At 61.7% G+C, this 10,148-nt stretch carries 20 protein-coding genes; 12 read left to right on the plus strand and 8 right to left on the minus strand.

The features are described from left to right. Positions 1-4: 4 nt before the first annotated feature. Positions 5-319 (minus strand): hypothetical protein, encoded by a 315-nt coding sequence (locus ASH00_RS16145; protein WP_056550472.1) that lies wholly within the window; start codon positions 317-319, stop codon positions 5-7. 39 nt (positions 320-358) lie between these two features. Then, positions 359-613: a hypothetical protein gene (locus ASH00_RS16150; protein ID WP_157359193.1), complete on the minus strand. Its 255-nt coding sequence runs from the start codon at positions 611-613 to the stop codon at positions 359-361. A gap of 257 nt (positions 614-870) precedes the next feature. On the opposite strand from ASH00_RS16150, the gene ASH00_RS16155 reads away from it, so the two are divergent. The 4 genes from ASH00_RS16155 (at position 871) to ASH00_RS16175 (ending at position 2,830) form a co-directional block, all read left to right on the plus strand. Continuing rightward, a complete protein-coding gene (locus tag ASH00_RS16155; protein WP_056550475.1) occupies positions 871-1,371 on the plus strand; it encodes a hypothetical protein in 501 nt (166 codons plus the stop codon). A 341-nt stretch (positions 1,372-1,712) separates the two neighbouring features. After that, positions 1,713-1,955 (plus strand): hypothetical protein, encoded by a 243-nt coding sequence (locus ASH00_RS16165; RefSeq protein WP_056550482.1) that lies wholly within the window; start codon positions 1,713-1,715, stop codon positions 1,953-1,955. A 102-nt stretch (positions 1,956-2,057) separates the two neighbouring features. Continuing rightward, positions 2,058-2,447 carry a hypothetical protein gene (locus tag ASH00_RS16170; protein WP_056550484.1) on the plus strand — a complete coding sequence of 130 codons (390 nt, stop codon included), beginning with the start codon at positions 2,058-2,060 and terminating at the stop codon, positions 2,445-2,447. Continuing rightward, positions 2,444-2,830, plus strand: a complete 387-nt coding sequence (locus ASH00_RS16175) for a hypothetical protein (RefSeq protein ID WP_056550486.1) — start codon at positions 2,444-2,446, stop codon at positions 2,828-2,830. Before ASH00_RS16170 ends, ASH00_RS16175 begins: the two co-directional genes overlap by 4 nt. Positions 2,831-3,140: 310 nt before the next feature. On the opposite strand, the gene ASH00_RS16185 is transcribed toward ASH00_RS16175, so the two are convergent. The 3 genes from ASH00_RS16185 to ASH00_RS16195 form a co-directional block, all read right to left on the minus strand. Further along, positions 3,141-3,800: an RES family NAD+ phosphorylase gene (locus ASH00_RS16185; RefSeq protein WP_162252872.1), complete on the minus strand. Its 660-nt coding sequence runs from the start codon at positions 3,798-3,800 to the stop codon at positions 3,141-3,143. Then, positions 3,797-4,150: an antitoxin Xre/MbcA/ParS toxin-binding domain-containing protein gene (locus tag ASH00_RS16190; RefSeq protein ID WP_056550489.1), complete on the minus strand. Its 354-nt coding sequence runs from the start codon at positions 4,148-4,150 to the stop codon at positions 3,797-3,799. The genes ASH00_RS16185 and ASH00_RS16190 overlap by 4 nt, the downstream gene beginning before the upstream one ends. A gap of 73 nt (positions 4,151-4,223) precedes the next feature. Then, positions 4,224-4,547: a hypothetical protein gene (locus tag ASH00_RS16195; RefSeq protein WP_056550492.1), complete on the minus strand. Its 324-nt coding sequence runs from the start codon at positions 4,545-4,547 to the stop codon at positions 4,224-4,226. A 156-nt stretch (positions 4,548-4,703) separates the two neighbouring features. On the opposite strand from ASH00_RS16195, the gene ASH00_RS16200 reads away from it, so the two are divergent. The 7 genes from ASH00_RS16200 (at position 4,704) to ASH00_RS16230 (ending at position 7,728) form a co-directional block, all read left to right on the plus strand. Next, the gene (locus tag ASH00_RS16200; RefSeq protein WP_056550493.1) at positions 4,704-4,931 is read left to right on the plus strand and encodes a hypothetical protein; all 228 of its coding nucleotides are present in this window, start codon (positions 4,704-4,706) and stop codon (positions 4,929-4,931) included. 138 nt (positions 4,932-5,069) lie between these two features. Beyond that, positions 5,070-5,300, plus strand: coding sequence for a hypothetical protein (locus ASH00_RS16205; RefSeq protein ID WP_056550494.1), 231 nt, complete (start codon positions 5,070-5,072; stop codon positions 5,298-5,300). A gap of 56 nt (positions 5,301-5,356) precedes the next feature. Further along, a complete protein-coding gene (locus ASH00_RS16210; protein WP_056550498.1) occupies positions 5,357-5,923 on the plus strand; it encodes a hypothetical protein in 567 nt (188 codons plus the stop codon). A 200-nt stretch (positions 5,924-6,123) separates the two neighbouring features. Beyond that, entirely contained in the window at positions 6,124-6,342 is a 219-nt protein-coding gene (locus ASH00_RS16215; RefSeq protein WP_056550500.1) for a hypothetical protein, read from the plus strand. Positions 6,343-6,411: 69 nt separating this feature from the next. Further along, positions 6,412-6,804, plus strand: coding sequence for a hypothetical protein (locus ASH00_RS16220; RefSeq protein ID WP_056550502.1), 393 nt, complete (start codon positions 6,412-6,414; stop codon positions 6,802-6,804). A gap of 140 nt (positions 6,805-6,944) precedes the next feature. Then, positions 6,945-7,208: a hypothetical protein gene (locus ASH00_RS16225; protein WP_056550504.1), complete on the plus strand. Its 264-nt coding sequence runs from the start codon at positions 6,945-6,947 to the stop codon at positions 7,206-7,208. Positions 7,209-7,335: 127 nt separating this feature from the next. Continuing rightward, positions 7,336-7,728, plus strand: a complete 393-nt coding sequence (locus ASH00_RS16230; protein WP_056550506.1) for a hypothetical protein — start codon at positions 7,336-7,338, stop codon at positions 7,726-7,728. A gap of 105 nt (positions 7,729-7,833) precedes the next feature. On the opposite strand, the gene ASH00_RS16235 is transcribed toward ASH00_RS16230, so the two are convergent. From ASH00_RS16235 to ASH00_RS16245, 3 genes are all read right to left on the minus strand, one after another. Next, complete coding sequence (locus ASH00_RS16235; protein ID WP_056550509.1) at positions 7,834-8,442, minus strand: hypothetical protein; 609 nt, start codon at positions 8,440-8,442, stop codon at positions 7,834-7,836. 127 nt (positions 8,443-8,569) lie between these two features. Then, positions 8,570-9,199: a hypothetical protein gene (locus ASH00_RS16240; protein ID WP_157359194.1), complete on the minus strand. Its 630-nt coding sequence runs from the start codon at positions 9,197-9,199 to the stop codon at positions 8,570-8,572. Between the two features lie 122 nt (positions 9,200-9,321). Next, positions 9,322-9,858 carry a hypothetical protein gene (locus ASH00_RS16245; RefSeq protein WP_157359195.1) on the minus strand — a complete coding sequence of 179 codons (537 nt, stop codon included), beginning with the start codon at positions 9,856-9,858 and terminating at the stop codon, positions 9,322-9,324. 98 nt (positions 9,859-9,956) lie between these two features. Between ASH00_RS16245 and ASH00_RS17085 the strand changes: the two genes are divergently transcribed. Continuing rightward, positions 9,957-10,148, plus strand: a 192-nt coding sequence (locus ASH00_RS17085) for a hypothetical protein (RefSeq protein ID WP_235563359.1), incomplete at its 3' end; no start/stop codon positions are given.

Raw genomic sequence — 10,148 nt, forward strand, 5'->3', positions numbered from 1 at the left:
ACGGCTACGGCGAATGGGGGGGCTCCGGAGTCACCGCGTTCGTCCACACCCAAGCCTCCCGCTCCGTCTTGATGGCCGGCTCCAGGAAACGGATTTTTACCGCCCTGCTGTTCCACGCAATAGCGCTTGCCTGCACCCGGACGGCCTTGGTCGGATAGCGGATCCAGGCGCGGCAAAGGCGTGGCTCCGGGAAGAGTCGTTCTGGATCCCGATCGAGATCCACTTCGACCGCTGTAAGGGTCATGGGTTCCTCACGGAGGATCCATCCTTCGATCCACTTGTCGACGTACGAATCGCCGTACCGCTTGTTCTGACCCACTCAATAACGATATAGAACATACGTTCGAAAGCGTTGCCGTCAGTTATCGAAGTCAAACTTGGCTAAGTGGGCGGGGCAGTAGGTTTCTACTCCAGCGCGAAGGATTTCCTTCATCGCGTTCAGCTCACCCTCCTGGCCGGGAGAGCCTTTGAAGTTTATGCTCTGCTCTCCTTCGTCGAAGCGATCACAGGCTGACATGGACGACCTCTTGAAGTCCTCGAAGGTGAGTCCCTCGGCGGCACGCTCACGCACGCCGGCGATTCGCTCGGCAAAGAGAGTGTCACCATCCTTCACCGTAGGGTCTCCCCCAGCACATGCGGACAGGCTGGCCGCGAAGATCAGCGGGAGGACGAGCAATGTCTTTTGGTACCTATGTGGCACTTTTCCTCTTTTTCACCCGGCTCTCCACTCTGGAATATCTGCGGGCCGTAACTACCCTAACCGCAGCAAACGCCCATCCTTTTCTGGATCGCAGCACAAATGTGACACCCGTGCGTTTTTGGTGCGCATAGGGCTAGTACCAAACCAGGCGCTAGCGAAAGAGTCCGACCATGTCCGACCTGAAAACCCTCACCACCGTCCCGAACCTCACCGTCGCAGCAAACCCCCGCAGCCTGCGGTTGACCGAGATCCTCCTATCCCTGACCGACCCGGGAGCCGAAGCGCGCATCGCGGTGACGGAGACCGCTGACCGCCTTCGTGATCCCTACCTGGTGAACCATGCCGGGCCGCCCTCCATGGTCGGAGTGGCAGCCTCAATGCTTGGCTTCGCATCTGACCTGGCAGATATTCTGCCCAGCGCCCGGATCGATTACTGGCTGGAGTTGGCACAGTACGCCGTGCAGGTCGAGATGAAGCACCTCCCCGATGACTTCTACGTCTACCGCGCAGAGCCCCACGAGGTTCTGGTGGACCTCACCGATTACCTTGACACCGACAGCGAGCGGCTCGAGGCCAACGAGTACAACGCGGAACGCTGGGCCGAACTAGCCGACATCGCCACTTTTCACGCCTTCGCTGAGGGAGCCTTAGCCCTCCCCCAGGCTGCCTAGAACACAGATGCCTGGTGGGCTTGTGGTGGGTATACCCCCCCGATGGACTGGGTATGCACCCACCGAGCGAAAGGCAGAACATGATTACCAGCGCGTGCTCCGATGAGCAGCGAGGGGACGAAGAAACGGCCCATCCGAATTAAGGATGAGTTGTGGAACGCAGCGTCGGCGAAGGCCACCAAAGAAGGAACGAACGTCTCGGCCAAGGTTAGAACCTTTCTAACCGACTGGGTTGAGAGCGACGAACCGCCACGCCCCGAATCCCTGACCGACCAGCAAGACACACCGAAAGAGGCTTGAACGTGAACAGCACTCCCGACCAGAACCCCGAAGGAACAACCATGACTGCCCCTCCAACAGTGGTCATCACCTACGACCCATCCCAGCTCCCCGAAATTGACGCTGAAGGGCTCTCGGACGAGGAAAAGCATGCCCACCTCCAGGAAGCCTCGGCTGCGATGCACGCCGCCATCTTCAACGCGCCGAAGGTCACCCCTGGAAGCAAGGCCGAGCAGATAAGCAATGCCCGCCGAGATAAGGCCATTGCTTTCGCGATGGCCTGGACTCGAGCCGTCCAGAGCTAGACGCAGTTTAAGCGTCCCGCGACCAAGGTGCGGGGCTGGCAGTAACCAAAACGTCGTGCCTGTGAAGGTTTCATCCCCGCCACCCGCCAGTAGGCTGGTCCCATGACCCAGGGCATCCACCCCACCGAGCGCGGAGACTGGAAGATCCGCACTGCCAGCGGCACGATCTACCGCCTGCAGATAGGCGCTGATTCACTCCTCACCCGTTATGCGCAGATGACCTCACCAACTCCCGAGTATGACCGCCTGGCTGTGTATGACCTCAGGCAGGACGGGTCCCCTATCCCGATCCGGGCGTTCTCCCGAGTGCAGCTCGGCGAAGAGATTCTCTTCGTCCTTGATGTGCGCAGAGACGGCATCGAAACCTTAAGGCGCACGACGCCGGCCGTCAGCATCGAGGCGTGGGAGGGCGTACCGACGCCCGAAGAGCTGCCGCACCGGACACCCCGGATCCCGTGGCAACCCGCTGAGATACGGGTGATTGACCTATGACCGAACAGCCCAACAGGATGGCGGAGAGATCTGGTCCGTTCTATGACACGGATGGCCTAAAGACTTGGCTGGGCGTCTCCCGCGAGGAAATCCTGGCGCGGCGCGAGGCGCGGACGATCCTCGGTTGCGAGAGGGCTGAGGGCGAGCTCATATACCCGGTCTGGCAGTTTCAGGATGACGGCGAACTGCTGCCCGGCTTGCCTGCCGTCCTGGAAGTGCTCGCCACCGGCATCGATGACGGCTGGACGTGGGCCTTGTGGCTTGTGACTCCCGTTCCTGGAGAGCTGAACGGCAAATCGGTGGTTGAGTGGCTGCATGACGGCGGGGACGTTGCGCCGGTCCTCCAGCTCGCAGCCAATGACGCGGCGGTGTGGGCGGCATGATCGGCCGACGCGCGAAACGCAAATCTGAGCGCGAGCGGGACGAGGAGGGTGTGCGCATCATGGCCGCCCGCTTGAGGTGCACGACAGACAGACGGCTAGGCAAGGAGACACCCGACTGGGTGGTAGAGCTAGCAGCCAAGCCAATTCCTGCACCTAAGGATGTTGATGAGGAGGTGCGGGTGTGGGCGGCAAGGTTGCGCTGTACGACGGATAGAAAATTGGGCAAGCAGACGCCAGACTGGGTGAAGGAGCTAGCAGCCAAGCAGCTTTGAGACCGAGGTTTTTCTATGTCCCTTTGACCTGGTGTGAGTCAACGACGTCGATAGCGCCGACGAAGAGTAGCTCGCCCCATCCTCCTCAATCGGCGCCTGTACTTGGCGAATCCTGCCCGCCCGCTCGGCGTTGCTCGCACCTGCTCCAAGACGTCCACCAGGTTGATGGGCGGCACCTGGACCCGGCTCCGCTCCTCTGCAACCAGACCGCGATTGATGGCCGACGGGAATATAGCGAGAGTCCGGTAACCAGGAAGCCCCGCGCTCGGCGCCATGACCCCATCCAGGCCGGCGCCCCGGGCCGCGTCGGCGATGTCCTGGCAAACGTCGTAATCGTCTCCGGTCAACTCGTCAGCGATGACACCTAGGGCTGCCTGGATTGCAGGGTCGCACAGATCGACGACCTTCAGCCCAGACATCCTCGCCCGTCCCGCCCGCCTCCTCACCTCGAGAGGATCGACCGATGCCCCCTCCATGAAGTGGCGGAACAGCTCGCACCAGCTGGCCAGCATGCGGGAGCTCGCATACCAAGCTCCAGGGCCTCCAGTACGGTGATAGCGCCCAGGGCCGCGGGATGGATCCGGGCAGAAAAGGAAGGGCCGACTGACGGGGCCTTGGTGCCACCATGCCCCCGTGAGGGTCTTTGTGGGGAGCGATCCGATGATTTTCGCGAGCTCATCCGGGCCCCACCGACTCAAACGTACGATCCGTCGACGAAGGAACGTGCTGCCTGGACGACGAGGTCCTGTTGCCCTTCGCGGAGCGCGTCCAGCGGCTTCTTGCCTCCCATGAGCCGGTTAGGAGCGTGCAGCCACTGCCCCACTCCCCTACGCGTGAGCGAGTCCGAGAGGATGCCTACGACGTCCCTTAGCCCGTCGAGGCGCAGATATGCGTTCGGGCGCGGGCGGGCGCTTTTAGCCTTCCAGGCGTACACCGTCTTCGGGTCCACCCGGGCGATGGTGGCGATGTCTGCCTGGCTCACACCGTAGCCCCGGAAGGCAGTGACCAGGTCGCCTGCCTCAACAGCTCTTTCCAGCTTCACGGTCATACACCTGAGTTTACACCCGGGCAAACACCCGACTCAACGCCCGATTTACGTCGGGCTTGAGTGTCGCCCGGAGTCAGCTCGCCTGGGACTCAGCCTTGAGCTTCTTGCGCGGGCGACCCATGCTGCCGACACTATCAGCCGTCTCCTCCTTCATGCGCTCAATATCGCGGGCGGCCCAGACCGCACCGCCGTGCAGGTAGCCGATCGGATCGGGGAACGCAGCCAGGACCCCGGTGGGCACTCCGCCGTCACGAAGGACCTTGTTCCGCTTCGCATACCAAATCGCGAAGCGCCTTGGTGGCACGTCGAGCAGGTGTGCTGCACGCTCGGAATCCACCACGCCGCGGACCGGCTCTTTCGATTCACGCAGGGCGTCTTGTTTCTCTAGTGCATCCATACCACTAATGGTAGCAGTTTTCATACTTTTTGACCCTCAAAAAGATAGCGAGACCGTTACCTAAATGAGACGTATCGGACCACCATAAAGGTATCGAATTTCCTACCTTTTAGAGGTAGAATGAAGGTACACCGCAGGACGAACAGAGGAGACACCGTGGCAGCGAAAAGCACCAACCCCCGCCGATTCGACGACATCAGCTGGAACCGCCTCAACGACCTCGCCGTGCAAAACGCAATCGAGATCGACCGCCACGACCTGGTGGCCGAGCTCATCGCCACCGGCCTTGTCGGATCCACCACCACTGAGCACGCGCTGGAAGCAGCCGCCTCCACCGCTGAGTTCGAGCTGGCGATGGCCGCCGAGCAGGCTCTGGCAGCCTAATCACCAGCCTTGGCGGGGCGTCTCGCCAGGGCTGTTTGAGCGTCCCCACCACCAGTCGCCCCACCTGTAACTGCTGTCGAGCCAAACGTGGCATAGGAGTAGGGACAGCCACTGAGATGTACCACCGAAAGGCACACCATGAGCACCACCGAACTCATCGCCGCAAACACCGAAGCCTTCGAGACTCCTGAGCTGGACGCGCCGGCCGGGAGTCGGACCGACACGACACCACCCAAGGTCACCAATCAACTACGCACACTGGGCGCCCGGCTTACCGAGATCCTGAGCGTGGACCACAGATTGAGGTTCACCCCGTTCGGCACTTCGCGGTGCGAAACCTGCAATTCGCCCTACTGCGACCTCGCCTAACCCCACCTTTTGGCCTGGCCGGCCACTAACCCTGCAGCACTAACCGAAGGAACACCATGAACACTGCAACCACCACCACGGCCGTCGAGTCAGTCCTGGACATCATCCGCACCGCCATCCTGAGCGTTGTCAGCGCCGAGAGCTGGGATGCCAGCGCCGTCGAGACCATCCATCTGGCAGCTACCGGTTGCCCAGATGCCCGCCTCGTGGACGATGAGAACCGGGAACAGCTCGAGGCGCACGTCGAAGACGCGATGCGCGCAGCGCTGACAGTCGCCGGCTACCCAGCTGTCGATACCGCGTTCATCTCCCACTACGTGGCCCGCCCGCGTAAGCACGACGAGGAATGCGCCGTGGAAGGATGCGTGGTTTGCAGGGCCCTGACGTCCGGCCCCGTTCTCGTGAACAACCTGAATTTCCCGGGGCAGCGGTGCTCCTTCGCCGAGCTCATGGATGCCGCCCGAACGGCACTGTCCGAGGCTGAGGTGAAGGGGTTGCTGAATCAGACGGCTGCCAACGCCACCATGGTCACAGCCTTCCTAGCCGACGCCGTGGCGGTGTTCACCGGGCCGGCAGCCTCTGCCGCGGCTCAAACCGCCGAGTCGATGGACGATGACTTCTGAGCCGGCCGGGGTTTCCGTGTCCCTCTATAAGGTAGCCGATCTGTTACCTTATTGTGACTTCCCCAACCCCTATATAAGGTAGGAGCTTACATACCTTTTGATATAGACTGAAGGTACACCGCAGGTACGAAATAGGAGCACAAAATGGCCGCAATGACCGAGCAGGAGACCATCACCTCAGCGGCTATCCGCACCGCCACATGATCAAGCTCGCCCACGGCCACGAAGGGGTCCTCTCCCTCGCCAGCATCACCGGCATCGCTGAAACCTTGATCGACCTCAACGAGGGCAACATCGCCGCCGCCGAGATTGCCCTCCTGGAAATGGACGAGACTACGCGGATGGAAGCCTTCGGCCTGGATCTTGATGACCCGAAGTCCTACGCCGCAGCCCAAGCCGTACGCCTCTTCGCCGCCTAGCCATCCCCCGCCCGGGCTCACAGCCCCAGCCCAACCAGCCCCGCAGAACCATCTCCGAAAGGCCCGACCATGACTTACACCCGCGAATTCGCCACCAATGACAAGAACCTGACGATTGACCTGCGGCGCGGCGATAGCAGCCACCCGGTGCTTGAAGGTACCCAGGTTCCGGACTGGAATGCATTCCGCACCGTCGGTCAGCTGCGCGATGCTATCGATATGCACGGCATCGCCTGGAAGTCCACGGTCCCCACGGAGGCACAGCGCATGCGCCTGCAGGAGACCACCGGCGTGGCCCTATGCATGGCCATCAACAAGCTCGGAGCCGACCAGGTTGAGGCCTTGAAGCTGATCCACCGCGGCCGCTTCAACCGATTCAACCGCGGAACCGCCGAGCTGTGCGAGGAGGCCGTGGCAGCGTGGAACCTCATGTTGGCCTATGAGGCCCGCGTAGCAAGCTAAGCGCAACAACCTGCCGGGGCTCGCGCGAGCCCCGGCGCCGAAAGCCGGCCCAGATGAGCCCTTCCCCATACGCATGGGGGCGTCACCAAACCGAGTGATCAAACCGCCGGCCAAGCCCGGCACAACGGAAGGCACACCCCATGCACCAGCTCGAAAACACCGCGACCGTCTCCCCGATCCGCCTCGGCGAGGACGGCCGCTACACCTGGACTGTCACCCGCACCGAGTTCGGCGAGACGATCGCCACCGAGTATTTCACCGACAAGGGTGCCGAAGGCCTCTGGCCCACCCGCCAGAACGGTGACTTCAAGCAGCTCCCGGGGCACGGACAGTTCAGCCTCAAAGATTGCAGTGCCTCAACCCGCCGGCAGCGCGTCCTCAAGGCGACCGCAGACCGGGCCTAAGCACCGGCTGAACACAGAACCGCCCGCTGACAATCTCAGCGGGTGGTTTCTTTTCAACGCCCACACGGTTTCATTGTCCCTCTCCAGCAGTAGCCTTGGTCGACAGCAGGACGTGAGGAGGCTGCAGATGGCCAACGCAGAAGAGGCTTCACCGCAAATGGCGCACAGCGTTCAGGCACTTGCCGCCCGTTGGAGCCAGGTGATGAAGGATTATCGGTTCCTGACCAGCGCAGAGTTCCGCGGCAAGCCTGCTGGACGGGAAACGGAACGCCTCCTCAAGGTCGAGCACGACGGCGCGGTTCTCTACCCTGAGTTCCAGTTCGACGAGGCCGGCCAGGTTCGACGTGTCATCCTCGAGCTGGTCAGCTTGGCGGAAAACACCGACTGGTCCGAGCAGAGCCTAGTGCTCTGGCTAGTCACCCCCACCGGGTTCCTCGACGATGAGAAGCCGATTGAACATCTGGGTGATCCGGAGCGGATCCTTGCCGGAGTCCGCAGCCGGTTCGAGCAATCCTGGTGAGCCCACAAGGCTCACGGCTGGGGGTAACGGGGCCCCCGCTGGGCATTCCCCAGCGGAGGCAGTGAATGGTTCAACAGCGTTCGCTCGCAGAAGTCCTGTTGCCCGTCAATCATCGGGCTCGGTAGTCGTTGATAGAACCCCAGACTTATCCCGCTGCCACCATTGGTTGTTGCCGCAGTCTCGAAACTTGAGAAATGAAGTGAATGACACGCTCTTTGCGCCTTCTGGGAGGGTGAGGTACGGCATGTGCTCTCCTTCGTGATCTATCCACCCCCACTGGATGGTGAGCTCGCTGAAAGACATCTGGAGCGGCTTTCTCTCCCCGGGCAGCAGCGACCTCTCAAAGAACCTCGAACTGTTCCCACTGTCCTGGTCTGTGATCCACACATAAACGTCATAGATTGGCAGATCGGAGCCATTTACGACCTCCAACCCTGGTGGGTCTTCAATGCGGTGGAGGTTTCCGCTCATTTTGACCGGCGAAGTGTAAATCCGCACAGCTTGCGCCGCGAAATCCCGGCTCTCTTGTCTTTCGACGCCCCTCCATGCAGCCAATGCCGCGCTGCGGGTCTCCAACGCTGCGCTCCGCGCATGCCTCCCCGCCCAATATGCCAACAAAGCGAGCCCTAAGGTGAACACCGCGAGCAAGAAGGTAAACACCGCCAAAGCAATCGTTCCGATAGCTGTCCAGGTGTCGGCGCCCCAGATGTCCATAACTTGGAGTGAAGCACGAGAAGCGTACAAAAGGGCAGCGACACAGCGGAACGAACGAACGAACCGTCCAAAGAACTGCGCGGCGGGATCGCAGCCGCAAGTCTCGATAGTTGCCTCGTCCCCTAGCTCAGGTCAGATCCGTGCGGGCGATCCGAGCCTGGGCACGTCCGATCGCCCGGGCAGCAGTGGCCGCCGTCAATCCGTGGCCGTCCCCTGCTTCACGCCACAGGTGGTAGCCAACCAGCTGAATCAGGTACGGGTACCCCTCCGTGGCCTCGGCTGCCTGGCGGAGAGCCTTCGCGGGCGTTTCAAACCCGCCGCCTGCGAAAGTCCTAGCGAAGGACTCTTCGACGTCGTCCACTGGCACGTTGCGGAGGACAATTCGGTCGGCGGAGCGGAGGAAGGCAGCTGACTCATCTGACAGCAGTTCGTCCACCAAGGCCGGCAGCCCAGCCACGACCAAGGCGACGTGCTGCCCGTCATTGGCGAGGTTCTCGAGGTCGGCACCGATCTGAATCAGTTCGCGGCGGTTCACCGCGTGGATCTCATCCACGGTGATAACCCGGCCCATGGGCTCTGCGTGCCGGGGTATCCACTCTTGCAGCCGCCCAGCCAAACGCTGCGTCGCCGTCTCCGAGATGACACCCCAGCCGCGGCCTCGCGCCAAATCCTCGGCCGCCCCGAGCATGACAGTCTTGCCGATACCGCGGGCACCCGTGATGACCGTGGCGTCCAGCCCGCCGGAACGCTCGCTCAATCCTCGCTCGAAGGTAGCAAGGACTCCGGATCGGCCAATTAGCTCGGGTGGATTAGTACCTGCAGAAGGCTTGAACGGGTTGCGCACAGTTTTTACGTCCCTCTGGTACAGCCTTCCTTAGGTCAGTCCAGCCAGAACCTTTGGCCTCCCGAGAAGTGCATCAAGACCGCACGGAATCCGGGGTAATCGCGGGGATCAGGGCCTTCATCAGGCCCTGCCGTGTGGGCATCGATGTGAATGGCTTTGCTCTTAATGCCGAGCTTACGCAGGGCGACTGCGATTGCATCTGACGGCGACAGCAACGGGTACTCCTTGCGCACCCGATTAAGGGTTGCTTCGATGGTGTCCCCTGTAATGCTGTCGAAATCCTTGACGCTGGATTCCTTGATGGCGACGAAAACCGCCAGCTCAACCTGGGTGTGTTCCCCATCGTCAAACGGGGGTGTGTCCGCCAAGGGGCCCTCCGTGATGTTTTGCACGCTGACGGCAGCACCGGAACTTGACTGCTCCATGTCGAATTCGTTCTGTACGCGGCCGGCGCGCGTCAACAGATCCAGCTGCTCTTGACCTTCACTGCCGAGCTCCTCAAACCAGCTGTCCATGTCAGGGTCGCTCCCCTGCCAGCCACTGCTCCAGCGTCCGGGTTCAACCTCCGTCATCCCCATTTCTTTCAGAAAGCGGAGTTCTTTCTCTGTGGGCTGACCCTCGGCCGGCTGGTCTTTGGCGTTCATAAATGGCGTCCCCTAAACAGTGAGTAGTGCATCTCATCGGCACTTTATCGGCAATCTCCGCGCTACCGGCGGAGGAACTCCGGAACGACGACGTCGTCGACCGTCAGTTCGGGGCGAGCACCTGGCGGGATCCGGTATTCGAAGCCGTAGGTATTCTCTCGCCGTCCTGCTATTTGGAGACCGCGTCGGCGACGAGTTGTTCGAACTCTTCGAGGGTG

It is taken from the genome of Arthrobacter sp. Soil782 (genome assembly GCF_001428435.1).
GTDB lineage: Bacteria > Actinomycetota > Actinomycetes > Actinomycetales > Micrococcaceae > Arthrobacter_D > Arthrobacter_D parietis.

What these genes read in the sequence shown, in the direction of transcription:
- ASH00_RS16225 (WP_056550504.1), top strand. Translation starts at nt 6,945, where the DNA reads ATGCACCAGCTCGAAAACACCGCGACCGTCTCCCCGATCCGCCTCGGC.
- ASH00_RS16220 (WP_056550502.1), top strand. Translation starts at nt 6,412, where the DNA reads ATGACTTACACCCGCGAATTCGCCACCAATGACAAGAACCTGACGATT.
- ASH00_RS16155 (WP_056550475.1), top strand. Translation starts at nt 871, where the DNA reads ATGTCCGACCTGAAAACCCTCACCACCGTCCCGAACCTCACCGTCGCA.
- ASH00_RS16215 (WP_056550500.1), top strand. Translation starts at nt 6,124, where the DNA reads ATGATCAAGCTCGCCCACGGCCACGAAGGGGTCCTCTCCCTCGCCAGC.
- ASH00_RS16195 (WP_056550492.1), bottom strand. Translation starts at nt 4,547, where the DNA reads ATGGATGCACTAGAGAAACAAGACGCCCTGCGTGAATCGAAAGAGCCG.
- ASH00_RS16170 (WP_056550484.1), top strand. Translation starts at nt 2,058, where the DNA reads ATGACCCAGGGCATCCACCCCACCGAGCGCGGAGACTGGAAGATCCGC.
- ASH00_RS16190 (WP_056550489.1), bottom strand. Translation starts at nt 4,150, where the DNA reads ATGACCGTGAAGCTGGAAAGAGCTGTTGAGGCAGGCGACCTGGTCACT.
- ASH00_RS16245 (WP_157359195.1), bottom strand. Translation starts at nt 9,858, where the DNA reads ATGACGGAGGTTGAACCCGGACGCTGGAGCAGTGGCTGGCAGGGGAGC.
- ASH00_RS16165 (WP_056550482.1), top strand. Translation starts at nt 1,713, where the DNA reads ATGACTGCCCCTCCAACAGTGGTCATCACCTACGACCCATCCCAGCTC.
- ASH00_RS16235 (WP_056550509.1), bottom strand. Translation starts at nt 8,442, where the DNA reads ATGGACATCTGGGGCGCCGACACCTGGACAGCTATCGGAACGATTGCT.
- ASH00_RS16175 (WP_056550486.1), top strand. Translation starts at nt 2,444, where the DNA reads ATGACCGAACAGCCCAACAGGATGGCGGAGAGATCTGGTCCGTTCTAT.
- ASH00_RS16210 (WP_056550498.1), top strand. Translation starts at nt 5,357, where the DNA reads ATGAACACTGCAACCACCACCACGGCCGTCGAGTCAGTCCTGGACATC.
- ASH00_RS16205 (WP_056550494.1), top strand. Translation starts at nt 5,070, where the DNA reads ATGAGCACCACCGAACTCATCGCCGCAAACACCGAAGCCTTCGAGACT.
- ASH00_RS16230 (WP_056550506.1), top strand. Translation starts at nt 7,336, where the DNA reads ATGGCCAACGCAGAAGAGGCTTCACCGCAAATGGCGCACAGCGTTCAG.